The following is a 22,724-nucleotide window of genomic DNA, read 5'->3' as shown; positions in this document are numbered from 1 at the left end:
CTCGGCGCTACAGGAACAATGCGATCAACCCACGATCCGCAGCACGTCATCCAGCAACGCAGCCGCAGTGACTTCCGCGCCGGCACCCGGTCCCTGGATCAACAAGGGTTGGTGGCGGTAGCGATCGCTGTGGATGGCCACGCGGTTGTCGGTGCCGGCACCCTGCGCCAGCGGATGATCGGCCGGCAGTTCGCGCAGGCCCACCTGCGCACCTTCGCTGTCAACACGGCCAACGAAACGCAGCACGCGGCCGTTGTCACGTGCCTGCTGCCAACGCGCCTGCAGCGGCGCATCCAGCTGCTCCAAGGCAGCCACGGCATCCTCCAGCGGCAACGCTGCCAGCGCTTCAGGCACCAGTGAATCCACCTGTACCTGCGACGTATCCAGCGCCAGCCCGCTGCTGCGCGCCAGGATCAGCAGCTTGCGGCGCACGTCCTCGCCGGACAGGTCCAGACGCGGGTCTGGCTCGGTATAACCGGCCGCCAGCGCCTCGCGCACCGCCGCCGAGAACGGCGACTGGCCGTCATAGCGATGGAACAGCCACGCCAGCGAGCCGGACAGCACGCCCTCGATGGCATGGATGTGATCGCCACCGGCCACCAGCGCGCGCAGGCTGCTCAACAGCGGCAGCCCGGCACCAACGGTGGCACTGTCGCCATAACGCGCGCCACTGTCGGCACAGCTTTCGGCAATGGCCTGCGCGCGGGCGAGCTGCGCGCCCCGGCCCAGCTTGTTGGCGGTCACCACATGCACGCCGCGCGCCAGCCATTGCACGTGACGGGCGGCCACGTCTTCACTGGCCGTGGCATCGACCACCACGTCGCCACGCTCCAGCCCTTCGGCGCTCGCCCATGGTGGCGAACTGTGGCCATCGCGAGGGGCTCGACGTGCCAGTTCCAAGGGCAGCGCCAGGTCGCGATCGATCTCCAGCGCGGTGCGCGAGTTGGCCAGCCATTGCACGCTGGGCAGTTCCAACCCGCGTGCCTGCAGCGCCTGGTAGCGCTGTACGAAGGCCGAACCGACCGTGCCCGTACCGAGCAGCGCCAGGCGTCCCGCCCCCAGCGCAGGAATGTCAGCGGCGAGTGCGCTCATGCGTCCACCACCTGTTTGCGGCGGGCGGCCGCATCGATCACCGCTTCGGCGCGCTGCAGCGCGGCGCCGAGATCGGCCAGCAGGTCACGCTCGGCCTCGATGCCGACCGACAGGCGCAGCAGCCCTTCGCTGATGCCGGCGGCTGCACGCGCTTCGGCGGTCATCGCCGCATGAGTCATCGTGGCCGGATGTGCGATCAGGCTTTCGACGCCGCCCAGCGATTCGGCCAGGGTGAAACAGCGTAGCCCGTCCACAAATGCACGCACCGCCGCATGCGGATCATCACCGGCGCAGTGCGCCAGTTCGAATGACAGCATCGCGCCGAAGCCATTCTGCTGGCGCGCGGCGATGGCGTGGCCCGGGTGATCGGCCAGGCCCGGGTAGTACACCGCGCCGACCGCCGGATGCTGGTCCAGCAGGGCAACGATCGACGCCGTGTTTTCCTGGTGCACGCGCAGGCGCGCATCCAGCGTGCGCAGGCCGCGCAGGGTCAGGAAGGCATCGAACGGCGAACCGGTCAGGCCCAGCGCGTTGCCCCACCACACCAGCTGCTCGTGCAGCGCCGGATCGCGCGCGACCACCGCCCCACCCACCACATCGCTGTGGCCATTGATGTACTTGGTGGTGGAATGCAGCACCAGGTCCGCACCAAACGACAGCGGCTGCTGCAGCGCCGGTGACAGGAAGGTGTTGTCGACCACCACGAGGGCACCGGCCTTGTGCGCGGCATCAATGACGAAGCGCAGGTCGGTGATGCGCAGCAGCGGGTTGGACGGGGTTTCCACCAGCACCAGCTTTGGCTGCGTGGCCAGCGCCTGCGCCAGCGCTCGCGGATCGGTCAGGTCGGCGGTGACCAGTTCGAAGTGCCCCTTCTTTGCCAACGCGTTGAACAGCCGCCAGCTGCCGCCGTAGGCATCGTGCGGCACCACCAGGGTGTCGCCCGGCTGCAGCAGCGCGTTCAGCACCAGGTTGATCGCGCCCATGCCGGTCGCGGTGATGACGCCGCCGGCGCCGCCTTCCAGTTCGGCCAGCGCTTCACCCAGCAGGTCGCGGGTCGGGTTGCCACTGCGCGTGTAATCGTACTGGCGCTTGTTGCCGAAGCCTTCAAAACTGAAGTTCGACGACAGCACGATCGGCGGCGTGACCGCGCCATGCGCGGTGTCCCGATCGATGCCGGCACGGACGGCGGCAGTGGTACGACTACAGGACGGCTCGTTGGCGTGCAGGCTCATGCGGACTCTCCAGAAGTGCGGAAGGCGGTGGCGAGGATCGCATCGATGCGATCGGTTTCTTTGAGGAAGGCATCGTGGCCGTAGGGCGAGCGCAGCACGCGCAGGCTGCCGCGCGGGCCCAGCCCTTCGACCAGGCCGACCAGGTCGGCCAGCGGCACCAGGCGGTCGCCCTCCACGGCCACCACCACGGTCGGCGGCAGGATCGCGGTGGGATCGACGCGGTGCAGGTCGATTGATTCGGACAGGCGCAGGTAAGCGGTCACTGGCGTGCGCGCGACGTACTGCGCACCGGCCGCGTCGAGATAGTCTTCGGCAGCCACGCGCACGCGGCCATTGATGACCTCCGGCGCAGCATCAAAGCGCTCGCCGAACTCTTCCGGGGTGCGGTAGCTGAGCATGGCGAACTGCCGGGCCAGGGCCAGGCCGTGGTCTTCGCCGCACTGCAGCTGGCCCAGCGCGACCGCGCGGCGCTGCAATGCGCGCCAGGCGGCGGCATACGGATGCGGTCGGTGCGCACCGCTGGCCAGCACCAGCTGACGCACGCGGGCACGATGACGGATCGCGAACTGCTGGCCGACCAGCGCGCCATACGAATAGCCAACGAAGGCCTTCAGCGTGCGGATGCCGAGATGGTCCAGCAGCAGCGCCAAGGCATCGGCCTGGTCGGCGGTATCGATCGGCACATCAAGTGCACCGTCGGCGCCGATGAAGTCGAAGGCCAGCACGCGCAGCTGCTGCGGATCCAGCGCGCGGCCGCTGCCCACCAGGTCTTCGGCCCAGCCCTTCTCGCGGAACTGCGTGTTGGACGCCACGTGGCGATGGGCGGAAATGCCGCCGGCCAGCACCACCACCGGTGCATTGGCCGGACCGACCCACTCATAGCGCAGGCGCACCGGGCTGGGGCCGGCGTGGCGCATCGACAGCACCGCGGCGAACTCACCGCGCTCGGCATGCACGCGGTCTTCGACCGGCACGCTGACGGGGACAAAGGGTTCGGGGCGAATGGCGGTACTGGCGGCGAAGCTCATGGCGGGATCCGGTTGGGGAATCGGCCATCGAGCCTTCGCGGGGCCCGCGTTCGAGATGCACGTGTGGTGCATGGTTCGAACCATCTTTCGGTGGACGCCACGGTCCCCGCAGGATTTGGCACCTACGCAGGCGCTTGCGCGCCTGCGGGCTGCCCCGGCTTCAAAGGGCCTGTCCCTCTGCCGGTCTCGATGGTGGGGCCACCATGCCAGCCCTTTCCGGCACTGTCAATCCCTTCATGCGGATAAAGCGATGAATATTCTTGGGACAGCTATGCGAAGGCCGTCCCGGTCGCCCTGTTCAGGATCGGGTACAGTCCGGGCGGTCCATTCCGCTGGAAACGCCGATGTCGCGCCTGCCCCTGTCCTGCCTGCTGCTGCCTCTGCTGGCGAGCGCGACCGCACACGCCGGCGACTGGCGCCAGGGCTGGGGACTGGCTCCCCCTTCCGCCCCGGCCACCCGCGCAGGCAGTGCCGAGGGCGCCGCCCCCATGGCCCAATTGCGCCTGCAGCCGGTCGGTACGCAATGGCAGGCCCGGATCGACAACGGGCTGGCAGGGCCGCTGCAGATCCAGCTGCGCGCCGCCCCCGGGCACCCGGTCGAAGGCCTCCCGGTCGAGTCGCTGATCCAGGGCGACAGCAGCCTGGTAGTCGGCCACCTGCCCGCCCCGATCGATGGCCGCATGCTGGATCTGCGCCTGCAGTCGGTGCCGGGCAACCCGGCCGCACAGGCCGAAGATGTCGCCTACCGCCTGCCATTCGATGCGGCGCGCCTGCGCGTGGACCAGGCGCCGCAGGGACGATTCAGCCATGACGACGAGGAGAACCGCGACGCGGTCGACTTCGCACTGCCGGAGGGCACCCTGGTGCTGGCCGCGCGCGAGGGTACGGTGATGCAGATCCAGGATGGCTTCCGTGGCAACGGCCAGGACCGCGAACGCGATGGTGCCCGCGCCAACTTCATCCGCGTGCTGCACAGCGACGGCAGCATGGCGCTGTACGGCCACCTGCAGGCCGGCGGCATGCGCGTGCGTCGTGGCCAGGCGATAGGGGCCGGACAGCCGATCGGCCTGTCTGGCAACAGCGGCTATAGCAGTGCCCCGCACCTGCACTTCGTGGTGCAGGTCAATCGCGGCATGGGCCTGCGCTCGGTGCCGGTGCGCATCTTCGCCGAGCAGGGCCAGCTGCAGTTCGCCCGCCAGGGCGAGGCCGAAGGCGGTACCGGGCGCTGACCGCCCCCGGCCGGTATAATCGGGCGCTTATCTCTTTGAAAAGCGCCCCGGGCGGGCGCCACTGCCATGTCCGAAGTCGCCAACGAAGCGTCGCGTCGCCGCACCTTCGCCATCATTTCCCACCCTGACGCCGGCAAGACCACGCTGACCGAAAAGCTGCTGCTGTTCGGGGGCGCGATCCAGATGGCCGGTTCGGTCAAGGGCCGCAAGGCTGCCCGCCACGCCACCTCCGACTGGATGGCGCTGGAAAAGGAGCGCGGCATCTCCGTCACCTCCTCGGTGATGCAGTTCCCGTATGAAGGCAAGATCGTCAACCTGCTCGACACCCCCGGCCACGCCGACTTCGGCGAAGACACCTACCGCGTGCTGACCGCGGTGGACTCGGCGCTGATGGTGATCGACGTGGCCAAGGGCGTGGAAGAGCGCACCATCAAGCTGATGGAAGTGTGCCGCCTGCGCGACACCCCGATCATGACCTTCATCAACAAGCTCGACCGCGAGGGCAAGGACCCGATCGAGCTGCTGGATGAAGTGGAAACCGTGCTCGGCATCCAGTGCGCGCCGGTCACCTGGCCGATCGGCATGGGCCAGCGCCTGAAGGGCGTGGTCCACCTGCTGACCGGCGAAGTGCACCTGTACGAACCGGGCCGCAACTTCACCCGCCAGGACTCGACCATTTTCCCGTCCATCGATGCTCCCGGCCTGGCCGAGAAGATCGGTGCACAGATGCTGGCCGACCTGCGCGACGAGCTGGAACTGGTGCAGGGCGCCAGCCACCCGTTCGACCTGCAGGCCTACCGCGAGGGCAAGCAGACGCCGGTGTTCTTCGGCTCGGGCGTCAACAACTTCGGCGTGCAGCCGCTGCTGGACTTCTTCGTCGAACACGCACCCGCACCGCAGGCGCGCTCCACCACCGGCCGCGAGATCGCCCCGGAAGAAAACAAGCTGACCGGCTTCGTGTTCAAGATCCAGGCCAACATGGACCCGCAGCACCGCGACCGCGTGGCCTTCATGCGGGTCTGCTCGGGCCGCTTCAGCGCCGGCATGAAGACCTTCCACGTGCGTACCGGCAAGGAAATGAAGCTGGCCAACGCGCTGACCTTCATGGCCAGCGACCGTGAGATCGCCGCCGAGGCGTGGCCGGGCGATGTGATCGGCATCCACAACCACGGCACCATCTCCATCGGCGATACCTTCACCGAAGGCGAAGCGGTCACCTTCACCGGGATCCCCAACTTCGCCCCGGAACTGTTCCGCCGCGCCCGCCTGCGCGATCCGCTCAAGCTCAAGCAGCTGCAGAAGGGCCTGGCCCAGCTGTCCGAGGAAGGCGCGACCCAGTTCTTCCGCCCGCTCACCAGCAACGACCTGATCCTGGGTGCCGTCGGCGTGCTGCAGTTCGACGTGGCCGCCTACCGCCTGAAGGACGAGTACGGCGTGGAAGCCACCTTCGAGCCGGTGAGCGTGACCACTGCGCGCTGGGTCCACTGCAGCAACGAGAAGAAGCTGGAAGAGTTCCGCGAGAAGAACGCGCTGAACCTGGCGCTGGATGCCGCCGGGCACCTGGTCTATCTGGCGCCGACCCGGGTCAACCTGCAGCTGGCCCAGGAACGCTCGCCGGACGTGCGCTTCTCGGCCACCCGCGAAGCGGCGCATACCGTTTCGGCAGGCTGATGCCACGGGGTCGGATCCCTTTCCGGCAGGAAAGGGCTCTGACCCCAGCCAACGCAAGGCAGGCATTCACCCACCATACGGTGACAGGCGTGCACGCATCGCCCATCGCGGCGATGATAGGGGGGTGCGGGTCCCCCTCCCCGCGAACAATGCCTACGCCATGTCCACGACGTCCATTGCTTCGATCCGTGAAGAAATCGCCAGCGCCCTGACCCATGGCCTGGGCGCGGTATTCGCCCTGGCCGCCAGCGCGGTGTTGATCACCCTGGCGGCGATCTACGGCGACGGCTGGCAGCTGGCCAGCGCGATCGTATTCGGTATCGCGCTGTTGCTGCTGTACACCGCCTCCACGCTGTACCACGCCATCCAGCATCCGGCCGCCAAGGGCCGGTTGAAGGTGTTCGACCATTGCGCGATCTATGTGCTGATCGCGGGCACCTATACCCCGTTCACCCTGATCGGCCTGCGCGGTCCGTGGGGCTGGGGCCTGTTCACCGCGATCTGGGCGCTGGCGCTGGGCGGCGTGGTGTTCAAGCTGTTCTACACCGGCCGCTTCAAGGTGCTCTCAACGGTGATCTACATTGCCATGGGCTGGCTGGTGGTCGTGGCGATCAAGCCGATGTGGGCCTCGATCGATGGCGGCACCCTCACCTGGCTGTTCGCCGGCGGCCTGTCGTACACGCTGGGGACCTATTTCTACCACCGTGAATCGATCCCGTACTCGCATGCCATCTGGCACCTGTTCGTGATCGGCGGCAGCGTCTGCCACTTCGTCGCGGTCACCATGCAGGTGCTGTAACGGCCGCTCGACGGCAGCGCGTGCACACCATGCACATGGTCGCTTCGCGCCCTGTCCACGAAGAGGGGGCAACCATGGCAGCGTGAATGCTGCCGCCTCCCCTGCCGCAAAGCGCACGCCCCGCTGGCGCCTCCGCCGCCCCGGCCCACGAGGCCGGCGCTGGCTCACGATCCTGATCTTCCTGCTGGCGGCGATCCTGGTACTGATCGCGTTGTGGGACTGGAACTGGTTCAAGGGGCCGGTGGAGCGCGCGGTGCAGGCACGCACCGGCCGCGTGCTGCACATCGGGAACCTTGATGTCGACCTCGGCCGCACCAGCACGATCCGCGCCGATGCGGTCACCTTCGCCAATGCCAGCTGGGCGAAACAACCCGATATGGCCAGTGCCGACCGCGTCGAGATCGACGTGCGGGTCTGGCCCCTGCTGCGCGGCAGCGTGCAGCTGCCCGAAGTGCGCCTGACCCGGCCGGACGTGCTGCTGGAAACCGCCCCGCGCAAAGGCGAACCGGGCAACTGGGATTTCCTCGGTGACAGCGCCGGCGGGACCAGCCCCCAGCTCAAACGGCTGCGCGTCGATGACGGTCGCCTGCAGTTCCTCGATGCGCTCGGCCGCACCGATATCCGCGTGGACGTGCGCAGCGGCCAGCCGAAACAGGCCGACGCGGCGCCACCGCTGCTGGTGCAGGGCAAGGGACGCTGGCAGGGCAATCCGTTCACCCTGCGCGGTGGTACTGAATCACCGCTGGAGCTGACCGACAGCGGCCACCCGTTCCGCATCCACCTCGACGGTCGCGCTGGCGCCACCCACGCCGTCGCCAGCGGCACATTGACCAATCCCTTCCAGCTGCGCGTGTTCGACCTGCAGTTCGCGCTCAGCGGCCAGGACCTGGCCGACCTCTACCCCTTGCTCGGCATCGCCATTCCGCCGTCCCCGCCCTACGCGTTGAATGGTCGGCTCAAGCGTGACCACGACCTCTGGCGTTACGAGCAGTTCACCGGCAAGGTCGGCGACAGCGACCTCGGAGGCAACCTGCAGTTCGAAGTGGGAGGCGCGCGCCCGCGACTGACCGCCACGCTGGAATCCAGACGCCTGGACTTCGATGACCTGGCCGGCTTCGTCGGTGCGCCACCGAAGACCGGCGGCGGCGAAACCGCCAATGCAGAGCAGAAGGCCGAGGCCGCACGGGTCGCCGCGCGTGCGCGTGTGTTGCCGGACACGCCCTACAACCTCGGCAAGCTGCGTGCGATGGATGCCGACGTGCGTTGGAAAGCCCACCGCATCAACGCGCCGTCATTGCCATTGGACGACATGGATGCACACCTGTTGCTGGACGACGGTGTGCTGCGGCTGGACCCACTGAACTTCGGCGTCGCCGGCGGCGACATCCGCAGCACGATCCGCATGGACGCGCGCCAGCCGCAGATCAGTACCGCGCTGAAGGCCAGTGTGCGCGGCGTGCAGCTTGGCCAGTTGTTCCCCGACGCCAAGCTGGCCGAACAGGCCAAGGGTGGCATCGGCGGCGAGGTGGACCTGAGTGGCCGCGGCAATTCGATCGCCGCGATGCTCGGCAGCAGCAGCGGCAAGGTCGGCCTGGCAATGGGCCGTGGCCATGTCGGCAACCTGGTGATGGAACTGGCCGGCCTGGACATCACCGAGTCGCTGAAATTCCTGGTGACCGGCGACAAGCAGATTCCCCTGCGTTGCGCCTTCGCCGACTTCGGCGTGCGCGACGGCCTGATGACCAGCCAGGCGCTGGCGGTGGATACCACCGACACGATCCTCATCGGCGAAGGCACGGTCAGCCTGCGCGACGAGAGCCTGGACCTGCTGTTGAAGCCACGCCCGAAGGACAAGAGCATCCTGGTGCTACGCTCGCCACTGCACATCGCCGGCACTTTCAAGGACCCGTCGTTCCGCCCGGACTTCAAGGCGCTGGGCATCCGCGGCGCGGTGGCCTTGGCACTGGGCAGCATCGCCCCGCCGGCGGCATTGCTGGCAACCATCGAACTGGGGCCGGGCAAGGATGCCGACTGCGGGGGGCAGTATGCGAAGTAGGGTTACAGCGTTGTTCGCGGCGCCTGCATTGATGGTGGCTTGAGGGGGACGGGTGACGCAGGCAGGACACGCCGCAAGTACGTCCCTGTAGGCTCGATGGCGCCATCCATGGCGCCAACGGTCCTGCCTGCGTCACCCGTCCCCCTCCTGACAGTTTCCTGCGCGCGCGGAACGAGAGCGGAAATTCAAAGTCAAAAAAAAAAGCAAAGTCAAAAGCTGTTGCCAACCAAGGTTGGCGGCTACCAAAGGCGAGGCACCGCGCATGTACGCACCGCGCTCGCGGAAATGTTTCCAGAGGCGGAGGGCATGGGCGTGCAGGACCGTTGGCGCCATGGATGGCGCCATCGAGCCTACAGGGACGTACTTGCGGCGTGTCCTGCACGCCCATGCCCTCCGCCTCTCCGACGTATCAGGAAGGCGCCGCTTCTGCTTCTGCACTTGCTGTTGGCGGGCCGGCGGGCCGCAGGCCCGCCGGTGAACACCTCACCCCGCCACGATGTACTGCTGCAGCTGGTCCAGCTCGCGCCGCTGCGCATCAATCACCGACTTCACGAGGTCACCGATGGAGATCACCCCCAGCACCTGCGCGCCCTCCACCACCGGCAGATGGCGGATGCGGTAGTCGGTCACCAGTTGCAGGCAATGCTCCACCTGCTCACCGGGCGACACCGTCACCACCTGCGCCGTCATGATCTCCGCCACCGCGGTATCGCGCGATGAACGATCACGCAGCACGATCTTGCGCGCGTAGTCACGCTCGGACAGGATCCCGACCAGCCGCGGCCCGTCCATCACCAGTACCGCACCGATGCTCTTTTCCGCCATCAACCGGATCGCATCGATCACCGCCGCGTCCGGCGCGACCGCATGTACTTCAGGAGACTTGCCATCCAACAGTTGCCGTACCGTCGTCATCTGCCTGCCCTCCGAGGGTGGGTTGCAGGGCCGAGTCTGCCACGGCGGATGCTAGCCACGCGTCAACCAGGTACAACGGCCGCTGCTTGGACTCTTCGTACAGCCGCCCCAGGTACTCTCCCACCAGCCCCAGCGCGATCAACTGCACTCCCCCCAGGAACAGGATCACCGCCATCATCGTCGGCCAACCCGCCACCCGGTCGCCATACAGCGCCGCCTTCACGATCACCCACAGGCCGAACACGAACGCGACTGCGGCGGTTGCCAGTCCCAGGTAGGTGGCAGCCCGCAGCGGCACAGTCGAGAAGCCGGTGATGCCTTCGAGGGCGAAATTCCACAGCCGCCACAGGCTGAATTTGCTGGTGCCGGCCACGCGCGCGTGGCGGTGATAGGGCACGGCAATCCGCTTGAAGCCTACCCAGCTGAAAAGCCCCTTCATGAAACGGTGGCGCTCACGCATCCCGCGCAGGGCGCTCAGCGCGCGCGGGGACAGCAGGCGGAAATCTCCGGTATCGGCCGGAATCGGCGTACGCGACAGGCGACCCATCACCCGGTAGAACATCGCTGCCGTGGCGCGCTTGATCCAGGACTCGCCATCGCGGGCCATGCGCGTGCCGTAGATGTTGTCATGGCCCTCGCGCCAGCGCGCGACGAATTGCGGCACCAGCTCCGGCGGGTCCTGGCCGTCGGCATCGAGGATCATCGCTGCCCCCTCGTGCACCAGATCCAGGCCTGCGGTCAGCGCCGCCTCCTTGCCGAAGTTGCGCGACAGCTTCAGCGCCGAGACGCGCGCATCAGCCTGGGCCAACCCCGCGATCACCTCCCATGTGCGGTCATGACTGCCGTCATCCACATAGAGGATGTGGCCGTCGATGTCGGGCATGCCGTCCAGCACCGCGCACAGCCGTGGATGCAGCAGCGGTAATGCCAGGGCCTCGTTGTAGGCGGCGATGACAAAAGTGAGCCGTTCGCGGGTCATGCCCGGATTGTACATTGCCGGCCAGGCGCACGACCCGTCGCCCGCCGCTCACGCCACGCCTGCCTCAGTCCTCCGACAAGTATGACGCGCCTCCCAGCTGGCGCGCCTGGCGCTGGATCCATGCGGCGCGCCGCTGCACATACGGCCCCGGTGCGGCCGCGTTGTAGCGTCGCGGTGCCGGCAGTACCGCCGCCAGTCGCGCACTCTCGGCCGGGCTCAACCGGGCCGCGTCCTTGCCCCAGTATTTCTGGGCTGCCGCCTGCGCACCGTACACACCATCACCGAACTCGGCGATGTTGGCGTACATCTCCAGGATGCGCTCCTTCGGCCACAGCGCCTCGATCAGCACCGTGTACCAGACTTCCAGGCCCTTGCGGATCCAGCTGCGGCCCTGCCACAGGAACAGGTTCTTGGCCACCTGCTGGCTGATCGTGCTGGCGCCACGCAGGCGCCCTCCCCTGGCGTTATGGTCGCGGGCCTTTTCGATGGCCTGCAGATCGAAGCCATTGTGGTCGGGGAAGCGCTGGTCCTCGGCCGCCACCAGCGAGATCGGCAGGCTCGGTGCCATCTGGTCGAGGTCGCGCCATTGGTAATGCAGCCGATAGGACCAGTCGGCCTCGCCCAGCGCCTCGCCATAACGCCACAGCATCACCGTGGACACCGGCGGGTCGATGAACCGCAGCACCAGCACCTGCAGGCAGCTGAAGGCGGCCAGCAGCACCGGCAGCCACAGCAGCCGCTTCCAGCGCCAGCGTCGCCGGCGCGGTGCGGCCACCTCCGCCACTACCTTGTGCTGCTCTCCCGCTGCCCCCATTACTGGTGCATCCTTCTTCTGTCTGGTTGTCGGCGCATTATCCGGCAACCGCCCCCGTTTACGCGCGATGTGAGCCGATGACCGCCAACTCCGATTCCCTGATCCGTTTCCTGCTCCCCGACGCCGGCGTCCGCGGCGTGCATGTGCACCTGCAGGCCACCTGGCAGGAAATCCTGTCCCACGCCGTGTACCCGGACGCCGCTGCCGAGCTGCTCGGCGAGGCCTGTGTCGCCTCGGCCCTGTTCACCGGCCACACCAAGATCGACGGCCGCCTGTCAGTGCAGCTGCGCAGCAGCACTGCCCTGCGCACCCTGTTCGCCGAATGCACCGCGGGCGGCACCCTGCGTGGCATCGCCCAGCTCAGCGAAGGCGCCGACGCGCCGCGTGACCTGTCCAGCCTCGGCGATGACGCCATCCTCGCCATCACCATCGAGAACCCCGGCCTGGACCCGCGCGAGCCGCAGCGCTACCAGAGCCTGGTCGCGCTGACCGCGCCGGAACTGGACGAGGCCTTCGAGGACTACTTCCGCCAGTCGGAGCAGCTGCCCACCCGCCTGCTGCTGGCGGCCGACCGCAACGGTGCCGCCGGCCTGCTGCTGCAGAAACTGCCGGGCGACGAAGGCGACGAAGATGGCTGGGCGCGCGCCAGCGCCCTGTTCGAGACCCTGGGCAAGGCCGAACTGCTGGCGACCCCGGCCGAGCAGCTGCTGCACCGCCTGTTCCACGAGGAGCGGCCGGAGCTGCTGGGTGAAAAGCCGCTCTCTTTCGCCTGCTCCTGCTCGCGCGAGCGGGTGGCCGGCATGCTGCAGTCGCTGGGGGAAGAGGAGGCCCGAGCGGCCGCCGAGGACACTGGCGCCGTCGAGGTGCGTTGCGAATTCTGCGGACGCGAGTATCACTTTCCATTGACGGAGTTCGGCATACTGTTCCACGGCGCTCAGGGGGCTGTACCGGCGCCTGAACGACTTCAGTGAACGGCAGTCTTGTACCTGGGGAGGATCAAGGCTTGTTAAGAATTCATAAACACCCTAGGATCGAGTTCCCGTCCCCACGGGAACTTCCGTTGTCTGTCCCTGTCTGAACTGGTCCGATGCGTACCTTCCTGCGTCTACCGCTGGCCCTGCTGATCGCCCTTGGCGCGATCACGGGCGTGCATGCGCAGAGCAAGGACACCCGCACCGTGCTGCCGGTCTGGAACAAGGGCAGCGGCAAGGTCGAGGCGCTGCTGTACCTTGAGCCGACCGGCGAACAGGCGGCCGGCGCCCGCTGGCATTTCGGCCGCAACTCGCTGGACGCGGCCTTTGGCCTGTCCTCCGGCGATTCGCTGGGCCTGCTCTGCAACAGCAGCAGCGGCACCAGCATCAGCGGTCTGGCCAGCCATTGCATGCTGGCCAGCCTGGGCGACGAGGATGATCTGAACAGCCGTCGTTTCAGCGGTACCGCCGCGCTGAACCGCGGCAACAGCCGCCTGGGCATCACCGCCGGCACTGGCCGTGAAACCCTGCCCGCCTGGTTGTCGGGCCCGAACAAGACGCCCTCGCTGCGTGCCGAGCAGAACGATCTGACCGTGTTCGCGCAGAAGAACATCGGTCGCGAAGGCTTCGTCTCCATTGCCGGTACCTACGCCAAGGCGCGCCTGGTTCCGCTGGCCGACGCCTCGCCGGCCATCGTCGATCGCTGGGACAGCAAGAGCCTGAGCATCGGCGCCGGTTACGGCAACTTCACCGGCAGCATCATCGGCCGCGTGGTCGACGTCCCGGGCAAGCCCGGCAAGTGGGAAGGCCTGGGCATCGGCCTGACCTGGCGTACCCCGTGGTCCGGCCAGCTCACCGTCGGCGCCGAGAATGTGATCAGCCGCGGCAAGAATCCGTTCTCCCCGCGCAACGAAAGCAACGACGACGGCACCGTGCCGTATGTGCGTTACGAACAGGATCTCTGATCCCGGTAAACAGGCTCAGCAACGATATTCCCAAAGGCGCCGAAAGGCGCCTTTTGCATGTGCAAGCCTACCGCGCACTTGCGTAACCGGTATCGCCGCTGGGCGATGAAACGCTGCGCACGGACATAGTGAGATACATTTCAATCGAAACTTTTTTCATCATTCTGCGTTAACAAACGAGGCAGAGCGCTCTGACGATGCCGGTAAACTATTGAGTGGCATGGAAAAAGCGCATCTTTACCAAAATCACAGGCTTGATTAACACAGCTTTAATTCTTGGCGAACGCCCGTTACTATCGGGTCAGCCTCGCGATTTGGGAGCGCTTTTTCGCTCCCCCGCCGGGCATTAACCCCAGCCAAGATTTCTTGGAGAGAGAGAGCCAATGAAACTCAAGTCCAGCCAGCTGCGTGACGCAGTTGTGATCGCGCTTGTCGCCGGTGCCACCACCGCGACGGCCCACGCCCAGGAAGCCACCAACCTCGACCGCATCGAGGTCACCGGTTCGCGCATCCGTCAGGTCGATACCGAAACCGCCCAGCCCGTTCTGAGCATCAGCCGCGCTTCGATCGAGAAGAGCGGTTTCAAGACAGTTGCCGACGTCCTGCAGAACATCTCTGCCGCTGGCAGCCCGGCCATCAGCCGTTCCGAGCCGCTGTCCTCCGGCGAAGCCGTCGGTGGCTTCTACATCGACCTGCGCAACCTCGGCGCCGAACGCACCCTGGTGCTGGTCGACGGCAAGCGCCTCGGCGCCAGCGTCAGCGGCCTGCAGGACGTGTCGCAGATCCCGTCGGCCATCGTCGAGCGCATCGACGTCCTGAAGGACGGCGCCTCGTCGATCTACGGCTCCGACGCGATCGCCGGCGTGATCAACATCATCACCCGCAAGAACTTCCAGGGCCTGGAAGCCAACGCCTACGTCGGCCAGTACGGCGAAGGCGACGGCCAGAAGAGCAGCTTCGACTTCGTGGCCGGCTTCACCGGTGATCGTGGTTCGGTCACCATCGGTGCGGAATACGCCGAAGAAAAGGCCGTCTGGGCCAAGAATCGCTGGTTCAGCAAGTCGCAGCGCACGGATCGCCACCCGGACCGCGGCTGGACCCCGGTCAGCCAGTGGGGCGCGGTCTATGACGTCAATGATCCGAATGCACCGTTGCTGACGCTGAACCGTGGTGGAAATCCGTTCGATCCGAACGCCTATCACGAGACCGACCTCACCCCGATCACCGGTGACGTCAGCAACTCCAACGAGCAGATGCACCTGCTGACGCCGACCAAGCGTCGTTCGGTGTTCGCCAACGTACAGTACGACCTGACCGACAACATCCGCTTCGTCTCCGACCTGCTGTACACCCGTCGCGAGTCGCAGGCCCAGGTCGCCGGTTATCCGCTGCAGTCGGCCGACTATGAGCGTCAGCTGGGTACCGTGCTCTCGCAGGACAGCTACTACAACCCGTTCGGCACCGACATGGGCTTCATCCGCCGTGGCTGGGAAGTGCCGCGCCTGTCGACCAACAAGCTGACCACCTTCCGCTTCACCGGCGCCCTGCAGGGCAGCTTCCAGTTCAATGACAAGTACTTCGACTGGGAAGCCGGCTACATCTACCAGAACTCGGAGAACCTGCAGACCCAGACCGGCAACTACAACATGCTGGCGGTCACCCAGGCCACCGGCGCGTCGTTCCTCAACCCGGCCACCGGCCGCGTCGAGTGCGGCACGGCCGCCGGCCTGGCCGCGGGCACCAACCCGATCTATGGCCCGGGCCCGGGCGGCTGCATTCCGTGGAATCCGGCCATTCCGTACGGCCGTACCGGCGACGGCGGCCTGACCGGCAATCCTGCCCTGCAGCAGTTCCTGTTCCCGACCACCAAGAACACCGGTGAAGTCACCACCAAAACCTACTACGCGAACATCGCCGGCAGCCTGTTCACCCTGCCCGCCGGCGACCTGGGCTTCGCGCTGGGTTACGAGTACCGCGAAGACAAGGGCACCTACGTCCCGGATGCGCTGTCACAGTCGGGCTACTCGACCGATCTGGCGGCCGGCCCGACCGGTGGTGGCTACAACGTCAACGAAGTGTATCTGGAGCTGAATGTTCCGATCCTGGCCGACCTGCCGGGTGCCAAGGAACTGAGCTTCAACGCCGCATCGCGCTACTCGAAGTACAACACCTTCGGCAACACCACCAACAACAAGTTCGGCCTCAAGTGGAAGCCGATCGACCAGTTGCTGGTGCGTGCCACCTATGCCGAGGGCTTCCGCGCACCGACCATCGATAATCTGTACGGTGGCAGCTCGCAGACCTTCGCCTACTTCACCGATCCGTGCGATACCGATTTCGGCCTGGCTGCCAGCGATCCGGCCACCGCCCAGCGTTGCGCCGCCGCTCTGGGCGCGCTGGCCCCGAATTTCCGCCAGCTGAAGCAGGGTTACGTCCCGGCGGAAGGTCAGGATGAGCAGAGCCCGGTGCCGTTCAACGCCGTCTCCAACCCGAACCTGACTCCGGAAAAGTCCAAGTCCAAGACCGTCGGCCTGGTGTGGAGCCCGACCTTTGCCCAGGGCCTGAACATGAGCCTGGACTGGTGGAACATCAAGATCACCAACACCATCGTCACCGACGATCCGACCACCCAGCTCAACGACTGCTACGTACTCGGCATCGCCGACCGCTGCAACTCGTTCACCCGCGACGCAACCCGTGGCATCGTGACCAACCTGACCTACGCACCACGTAATGCCGGTTACCAGGAAACCGAAGGCTTCGACTTCGATGTGGCCTATCGCTTCGAAACCAGCAGCTGGGGCAGCTTCAACGCCAACCTGCAGAACACCTACGTCAGCAAGAACGTGCTGAAGACCACCAACGCGCAGCAGGTGCCGGTGTCGATCCTCAACGGCTTCAGCAGCAACTTCCGCCTGCGTTCGAACCTGGTGCTGGGCTGGGAATACGGCGATTGGGGCATTACCTGGGGTACGCGCTACTTCTCCAGCGTGAAGGAACAGTGCTACTTCTCGACCGAGTGCAGCCTGCCTGACTTCGGCTCGCCGGATCCGGCACGCGACCAGCCGATGAACCGCCGTGGCGCCACCACCTTCCACGACGTCCAGGTCTCCTGGAACGCACCGTGGAATGCAACCATCGCCGTGGGCGCGCGTAACGTGTTCGATCATTACGGCCCGCAGATGTACTCGGCGCCGAACTCGCAGTACTCCTACTACGGTGGCTACGACATCGGTCGCTTCATGTACATGCAGTACAAGCAGAAGTTCTGATCGGCACTCTGATCAGCTGATGCAGCAACGGCCCCGCAAGGGGCCGTTGCTCTTTGTGTCGCATGGAAACAGCTGGCCAGGCACAACAAAAAAGGCCGCGGTGTCGCCGCGGCCTTGCTTCAACATCATTCCCGGGTGCTCATCCGTTCGGAATCAGCGTCTCGATCAGATGCTCGACGTACGCTTCGAAATCCTCGCGCGCCTGCTTGGGCTGCTGCAGCTGCAACGACAACTGCAGGAAGCCGACATACGCGGCGTAGGCAAGGCGTGCCCGATGACGCGCATCGGTCGAGCTGAGGCCCGCCTGGCGGAACGACGCGACCAGATAATCGAGGCGGCGCTGCGAGACGCGGTCGATCACCGGCCGCACCATCGGATGATCCAGTGCCTTCAGCAGCTCGCTGTAGATGATGTGCGGCTGCACTTCATGCGCCACCATCTGGAACAGCTGGCGCAGGCGCACGCGCGGATCCGGTACGTCTTCCAGGCTGCCGAACACCTGTTCCTGTTCGAACAGTTCCCAGCGCTCCAGCGCCGCCTGCAGCAATGCATCGCGCGAAGGGAAATGCCAGTAGAAACTGCCCTTGGTGACGCCGAGCCGCCGTGCCAGCGGCTCCACCGCGACGGCGCCGACACCTTGTTCAGCAATCAGATCGAGGGCCGCCTGGGCCCAGTCTTCGGCACTCAGGCGGCTGTTGCGGCCGGCGCGCGGTTCGCCGGCGGAAGCGTCAGGTTGATTCATGGGCTGATTTAACCATACGCCGGGGTTCGTTGCAGTACGCGGTTGCGGTCGAAACCGTCGCAGCCTCCCAGGCGAGGTCCATTCAGGGGACTTCCGCAGCGCACCATACCGTGCAGTATTGACTTCCCCCCGAACCGATCCATACTAGCAAGTATGGTTACGTCCCCACCTCCCGCTGCGTTCCATGACCTGCGCCTGGACGCCGCCCATGGCGCCCGCCTGGCCGCCACCGCCAGCGACCATGGCCGGCGCGGCCGGGTGCTGTTCGCGCATGGCTTCGGCCAGACCCGCCACGCCTGGAATGCCACTGCCCGCGCACTGAATGCCGCCGGCCTGCAGACGCTGGCCTACGACGCCCGCGGCCACGGCGATTCGGACTGGAATGCCGCCAACCTGCCCTATCACGGCGAACAGTTCGCCGATGACCTGATCGTGCTGGCCGGCGAGCAGCCGCGCCCGCCGGTACTGGTTGCCGCATCGATGGGCGGGCTGTTCGGCCTGCTGGCCGAGTCGCGCTGGCCCGGCCTGTTCTCGGCGATGGTGCTGGTCGACATCACCCCGCGCTGGGATACCGCCGGCGTCGAGCGCATCCTCGCCTTCATGACCGCCCATCCCGACGGCTTCGCTTCGCTGGCCCAGGCCGCCGACGTGATCTCGGCGTACATGCCGCACCGTCCGCGCAAATCCGAGCAGTCGCTGCGTGCGCTGCTGCGCGAGGACGGCCGCGGCCGCTGGCGCTGGCACTGGGATCCGCGCCTGGTGGCCGAACTGGCCCGCGACAGCGAACAGCACCAGGACGCACTGGCCGAGGCCGCGCGCCAGGTGAAGTGCCCGCTGCTGCTGGTCAGCGGCGGACGCAGCGACCTGGTCACGCCGCAGACCGTGGCCGAGTTCCTGGCGTTGGCGCCGCATGCGCGCCATGTGCAGCTGCCGCAGGCCACCCATATGGTCGCCGGCGATGACAACGACGCCTTTACCGCTACTGTGTTGGACTATCTGGACGTGTTGCCCGCAGCGGACGCTGCGGCTTCGTCCGCCACAAACGAGCACGTCACCGGAGCACGCTCATGAGCATCGTTCTTCCCTTCCTCGCCCTGCTGCTGGCAGGCGCGTTCGTCGCCTACCACCGCATGCGGCTGGTTACCTGGACGCTGATCAGCGTGGCCCTGCTGGCCGCCTGCTGGTTCATTCCCTACGTCAACCAGACCGCCACGATCGTCGCGGCCGCCGTGTTGGCCGTCATCGCCGTGCCGCTGCTGCTGCCGTTCATCCGCAAGCCGCTGCTGACCGGCCCGATGATGAAGGTGTTCCGCAAGGTGCTGCCGCCGCTGTCGCAGACCGAGCGCATCGCACTGGAAACCGGTTCGGTCGGTTTCGAGGGCGAACTGTTCACCGGTGATCCGGACTGGAACATCCTGCTCAACTATCCCAAGCCGCAGCTGACCGCCGAGGAACAGGCCTTCCTCGATGGCCCGGTGGAAGAGCTGTGCGCGATGGTCAACGACTGGGAAATCACCCATGTCCATGCGGACCTGCCGCCGGAACTGTGGGCCTTCATCAAGAAGAACAAGTTCTTCGGCATGATCATCCCGAAGGAATATGGCGGGCTGGGCTTCTCCGCACTGGCCCACCACAAGGTGATCCAGAAGCTGGCGTCGGTGTCTTCGGTGGTCAGCTCCACCGTCGGCGTGCCCAACTCGCTGGGCCCGGGTGAACTGCTGGTGCATTACGGCACCCAGGAACAGAAGGACCAGTACCTGCCGCGCCTGGCCGACGGCCGCGAAGTGCCCTGCTTCGGCCTGACCGGTCCGTTCGCCGGCTCCGACGCCACCTCGATCCCGGACTACGGCATCGTCTGCAAGGGCGAGTGGAACGGCGAGCAGGTGCTCGGCGTCAAGCTCACCTTCGACAAGCGCTACATCACCCTGGCCCCGGTCGCTTCGCTGATCGGCCTGGCGTTCCGCATGTACGACCCGGATGGCCTGATCGGCGATACCCGCGACATCGGCATCACCCTGGGCCTGCTGCCACGCGACACCGCTGGCGTTGAAATCGGCCGTCGCCACTTCCCGCTGAACTCGACGTTCCAGAACGGCCCCATCCGCGGCAAGGACGTGTTCATTCCGCTGACCCAGCTGATCGGTGGCGCGGCGATGGCCGGCAAGGGCTGGAACATGCTCAACGAGTGCCTGGCCGTGGGCCGCTCGATCACCCTGCCGTCCACCGCCAGTGGTGGTGCCAAGGCCGGTGCCGCGGTGACCGGCGCCTATGCGCGCATCCGCAAGCAGTTCGGCCTGTCGGTCGGCCGCTTCGAGGGCGTGGAAGAAGCGCTGGCCCGCATCGGCGGCAAGGCGTACAAGATCAGTGCGCTGTCGCAGGCCACCGCCGCCGCGGTTGACCGTGGCGACGTGCCGTCGGTGCCGTCGGCGATCGCCAAGTACCACTGCACCACCATGAGTCGCGAAGTGATCTCGGACATGATGGACGTGATCGGCGGCAAGGGCATCATCCTGGGGCCGCGCAACTTCGCTGGCCGCAGCTGGCAGGCCGCGCCGATCGCGATCACCGTGGAGGGCGCCAACATCATGACCCGCAGCCTGCTGATCTTCGGCCAGGGTGCGATCCTGTGCCACCCGTGGGTGCTGAAGGAAATGAAGGCCGCGCAGGATCCGGATACCCGCGCCGGCCTGCAGGACTTCGACCGCAGCCTGTTCGGCCACATCCGCTTCGGCATCTCCAATGCCGTGCGTTCGTTCTGGTTCGGCCTGACCGGCGCGCGCTTCGGTGCCGCCCCGGGCGACGCCTATACCCGCCGCTACTTCCGCAAGCTGGACCGCTACTCGGCCAACCTGGCGCTGATGGCCGACATCTCGATGATGACCCTCGGCGGCAAGCTGAAGTTCAAGGAATCGCTGTCCGGCCGCCTGGGCGATGTGCTGAGCCACGTCTACATGACCAGCGCCATGCTCAAGCGCTACCACGACGAAGGCGCACCGCAGGCCGACCAGCCGCTGCTGGCCTGGGCCTTCCATGACAGCGTGCACAAGATCGAAGAGTCGCTGTCGGCCGCACTGCGCAACTTCCCGATCCGTCCGATCGGCTGGCTGATGTGGGCACTGATCTTCCCGCTGGGCCGTCGTGCCGAGGCTCCGGGCGATCGCCTGAGCCGTCGTGTCGCCGCCCTGCTGATGGCGCCGAATGAAGCCCGCGACCGTCTGGCCAGTGGCGTGTTCCTGACCCCGTGCGAGAACAACCCGGGCGGCCGTATCAACAGCTACCTGAGCAAGGCGATCATGGCCGAGCCGGTGGAGCGCAAGTTCCTGAAGGCGCTGAAGAGCAAGGGCATCGAGGCGCTGGACTTCAAGGCGCAGCTGGACGAAGCCGTGGCCGAGGGCGTGATCACCCAGGATGAGCGCAGCCTGCTGGAAGAGCTGCGCACGCTGACCCTGGACACCATCAGCGTGGACGACTTCGACACCCACGAACTGCGCGCGGCCAGCTACTACGACCGCCAGCACAAGGACCCGCATTCGCAGGCAGCCTGATCGCCCGAGACACGCGTTGCTTCGACGGCGGGCCTCGGCCCGCCGTCGCTTTATCCGCCGACCGGAATACCCACCATGTCCACGCCCCTGCTCTCGCTTTACCACCGGCTGCAGCGCTGGCCCGCCGGGACCTGGCTGTTCTCGCGCGCGGTGTGCTTCAAGGCGCCCTACTTCGCCAGCATCGCGCCACGCATCACCCGCCTGGAACACGGCCGCTGCGAAGGCACGCTGGCCGACCGCCGCAGGGTGCGCAACCACATCGGCACGGTGCACGCGATCGCGATGTGCAACCTGGCCGAACTGACCGCCGGGTTGATGGTCGATGCATCGCTGCCGAAGGGCATGCGCTGGATCCCGAAGGGGATGCAGGTGCAGTACCTGGCCAAGGCACGTGGCACGCTGCAGGCGGTGGCGTTGCCGGCACAGCCGATTGTCGTCGCGGCCGAGGGCTATGCGCTGCCGGTGACGGTGAGCGTGCGCGACCGTGCGGGCACGGAGGTGTTCAGCGCGGTGATCGACATGTGGTTGTCGCCGGCGAAGTAGGTTCCCGCGAACAGCGCAGCCCCTCGTGGGTGGACGGTTGATCGCGGAAAGCCCTGGTTAGGCTGGGGACGGTGGGTTCGCGGGGGACGCCGTGAACCCATCCCTGGGGACTTGGCCGCGGCATCCATGCCGCGGACATCCCCGCGACCCCACCGCCCCCAGCCTCGGACGCATCTCTGCGGCGTCCACCCACGCAAGAGAAAAAAGAAGGGCAGAAGCAAAAGCAAAAGCGGCCCACCGGCCGCTTTTTGCTGTTGCTGTTGCTGTTGCTGTTGCTCTTGAACTTCTTTTTCTTCTCCGTGGGCTGGCCGCGCCCTGAAACTGTCAGGGGTGTGGCGGGTGGGCCGTTCAGGGGCGTTGGCGCCATGGATGGCGCCATCGAGCTTACATGGACGTACTTGCAGCGTCCCCTGCACGGCCCACCCGCCACCCCCAACACATGACCCGCTCCACGCGACCGACCCACGAGGGGCTGCGCCGTTGGCTGGAAACTACGCCAGCGCGCGAAACACCAACGCCAGGATCGCCGGCACCGCCTGGATCATGAAAATACGGCGGCTCACGCTGTACGCGCCGTAGCACCCCGCCACCACCACGCAGGCCAGCGAGAACGTCACCAGCACCGGCTGATCGATCACCAGCCCCACCACGATGCCTGCCGCCAGGAAGCCGTTGTACAAGCCCTGGTTGGCCGCCAGCACGCGCGTGGCCCCGGCCTTCTCCGGCGTATTGCGGAAGGTCTTCAGGCCCAGCGGGCGGGTCCACAGGAACATCTCCAGGACCAGGAAATAGACGTGCAGCAGTGCGACCAGCAAGGTCAGGGCGAGTGCGATCCAGTACATGTGCGGTTCCTTGGACAGGGAAGGAGAAT

General features: G+C 66.6%; 18 protein-coding genes and 1 riboswitch. Of the genes, 10 read left to right on the top strand and 8 right to left on the bottom strand.

Translation table 11 applies throughout. The features are described from left to right. Positions 1–24: 24 nt before the first annotated feature. The 3 genes from AC5P53_RS04840 to metX are packed head-to-tail and all read right to left on the bottom strand — an operon-like array spanning position 25 to position 3,352. Entirely contained in the window at positions 25–1,092 is a 1,068-nt protein-coding gene (locus AC5P53_RS04840) for a homoserine dehydrogenase family protein (protein ID WP_241887035.1), read from the bottom strand. Next, positions 1,089–2,324 carry an O-succinylhomoserine (thiol)-lyase gene (locus AC5P53_RS04835; RefSeq protein ID WP_046432019.1) on the bottom strand — a complete coding sequence of 412 codons (1,236 nt, stop codon included), beginning with the start codon at positions 2,322–2,324 and terminating at the stop codon, positions 1,089–1,091. Before AC5P53_RS04835 ends, AC5P53_RS04840 begins: the two co-directional genes overlap by 4 nt. After that, the gene (gene metX, locus AC5P53_RS04830; protein ID WP_014648063.1) at positions 2,321–3,352 is read right to left on the bottom strand and encodes a homoserine O-succinyltransferase MetX; all 1,032 of its coding nucleotides are present in this window, start codon (positions 3,350–3,352) and stop codon (positions 2,321–2,323) included. Before metX ends, AC5P53_RS04835 begins: the two co-directional genes overlap by 4 nt. 77 nt (positions 3,353–3,429) lie before the next feature. Further along, a riboswitch (SAM riboswitch) is annotated at positions 3,430–3,548 on the bottom strand. A gap of 148 nt (positions 3,549–3,696) precedes the next feature. Here metX and AC5P53_RS04825 point away from each other — a divergent pair. From AC5P53_RS04825 to AC5P53_RS04810, 4 genes are all read left to right on the top strand, one after another. Next, positions 3,697–4,581: a M23 family metallopeptidase gene (locus tag AC5P53_RS04825; protein WP_046432023.1), complete on the top strand. Its 885-nt coding sequence runs from the start codon at positions 3,697–3,699 to the stop codon at positions 4,579–4,581. Between the two features lie 66 nt (positions 4,582–4,647). Continuing rightward, a complete protein-coding gene (locus AC5P53_RS04820) occupies positions 4,648–6,252 on the top strand; it encodes a peptide chain release factor 3 (protein ID WP_014648065.1) in 1,605 nt (534 codons plus the stop codon). Positions 6,253–6,412: 160 nt separating this feature from the next. Further along, complete coding sequence (trhA, locus tag AC5P53_RS04815) at positions 6,413–7,051, top strand: PAQR family membrane homeostasis protein TrhA (protein ID WP_049404938.1); 639 nt, start codon at positions 6,413–6,415, stop codon at positions 7,049–7,051. An 82-nt stretch (positions 7,052–7,133) separates the two neighbouring features. After that, complete coding sequence (locus AC5P53_RS04810; protein WP_075077174.1) at positions 7,134–9,107, top strand: AsmA family protein; 1,974 nt, start codon at positions 7,134–7,136, stop codon at positions 9,105–9,107. Between the two features lie 483 nt (positions 9,108–9,590). Here the strand turns inward: AC5P53_RS04810 and AC5P53_RS04805 are convergent, their stop codons facing one another. From AC5P53_RS04805 to mtgA, 3 genes are all read right to left on the bottom strand, one after another. Beyond that, positions 9,591–10,022: a CBS domain-containing protein gene (locus AC5P53_RS04805; protein ID WP_134809186.1), complete on the bottom strand. Its 432-nt coding sequence runs from the start codon at positions 10,020–10,022 to the stop codon at positions 9,591–9,593. Then, on the bottom strand, positions 9,982–11,001 hold the full coding sequence (locus AC5P53_RS04800; protein WP_495227147.1) for a glycosyltransferase family 2 protein: 1,020 nt from the start codon (positions 10,999–11,001) through the stop codon (positions 9,982–9,984). The genes AC5P53_RS04805 and AC5P53_RS04800 overlap by 41 nt, the downstream gene beginning before the upstream one ends. 64 nt (positions 11,002–11,065) lie before the next feature. Next, positions 11,066–11,815, bottom strand: a complete 750-nt coding sequence (mtgA, locus tag AC5P53_RS04795; protein WP_032957384.1) for a monofunctional biosynthetic peptidoglycan transglycosylase — start codon at positions 11,813–11,815, stop codon at positions 11,066–11,068. Between the two features lie 77 nt (positions 11,816–11,892). On the opposite strand from mtgA, the gene hslO reads away from it, so the two are divergent. The 3 genes from hslO (at position 11,893) to AC5P53_RS04780 (ending at position 17,023) form a co-directional block, all read left to right on the top strand. Beyond that, on the top strand, positions 11,893–12,786 hold the full coding sequence (hslO, locus tag AC5P53_RS04790; protein WP_014648070.1) for an Hsp33 family molecular chaperone HslO: 894 nt from the start codon (positions 11,893–11,895) through the stop codon (positions 12,784–12,786). Between the two features lie 116 nt (positions 12,787–12,902). Continuing rightward, positions 12,903–13,751: an XOO1806 family protein gene (locus tag AC5P53_RS04785; protein WP_014648071.1), complete on the top strand. Its 849-nt coding sequence runs from the start codon at positions 12,903–12,905 to the stop codon at positions 13,749–13,751. A gap of 383 nt (positions 13,752–14,134) precedes the next feature. Beyond that, entirely contained in the window at positions 14,135–17,023 is a 2,889-nt protein-coding gene (locus AC5P53_RS04780) for a TonB-dependent receptor plug domain-containing protein (protein WP_053496147.1), read from the top strand. Positions 17,024–17,162: 139 nt separating this feature from the next. Here AC5P53_RS04780 and AC5P53_RS04775 read toward each other — a convergent pair whose 3' ends face one another. Continuing rightward, complete coding sequence (locus tag AC5P53_RS04775) at positions 17,163–17,765, bottom strand: TetR/AcrR family transcriptional regulator (protein WP_005418411.1); 603 nt, start codon at positions 17,763–17,765, stop codon at positions 17,163–17,165. 153 nt (positions 17,766–17,918) lie between these two features. On the opposite strand from AC5P53_RS04775, the gene AC5P53_RS04770 reads away from it, so the two are divergent. From AC5P53_RS04770 to AC5P53_RS04760, 3 genes are all read left to right on the top strand, one after another. Beyond that, positions 17,919–18,836, top strand: a complete 918-nt coding sequence (locus AC5P53_RS04770) for an alpha/beta fold hydrolase (protein ID WP_014648073.1) — start codon at positions 17,919–17,921, stop codon at positions 18,834–18,836. Then, positions 18,833–21,310, top strand: a complete 2,478-nt coding sequence (locus tag AC5P53_RS04765) for an acyl-CoA dehydrogenase (RefSeq protein WP_014648074.1) — start codon at positions 18,833–18,835, stop codon at positions 21,308–21,310. Before AC5P53_RS04770 ends, AC5P53_RS04765 begins: the two co-directional genes overlap by 4 nt. Before the next feature lie 75 nt (positions 21,311–21,385). After that, the gene (locus AC5P53_RS04760; protein WP_014648075.1) at positions 21,386–21,853 is read left to right on the top strand and encodes a hotdog fold domain-containing protein; all 468 of its coding nucleotides are present in this window, start codon (positions 21,386–21,388) and stop codon (positions 21,851–21,853) included. 491 nt (positions 21,854–22,344) lie between these two features. Here AC5P53_RS04760 and AC5P53_RS04755 read toward each other — a convergent pair whose 3' ends face one another. Further along, positions 22,345–22,695 carry a DUF1304 domain-containing protein gene (locus tag AC5P53_RS04755; RefSeq protein ID WP_014648076.1) on the bottom strand — a complete coding sequence of 117 codons (351 nt, stop codon included), beginning with the start codon at positions 22,693–22,695 and terminating at the stop codon, positions 22,345–22,347. Between the last annotated feature and the right edge of the window lie 29 nt (positions 22,696–22,724).

This window comes from Stenotrophomonas sp. YJH_SMC_82 (genome assembly GCF_059368875.1).
The sequence above is the reverse complement of the archived record's forward strand: the minus strand, read 5'-3'. Positions and strand labels throughout refer to the sequence as shown.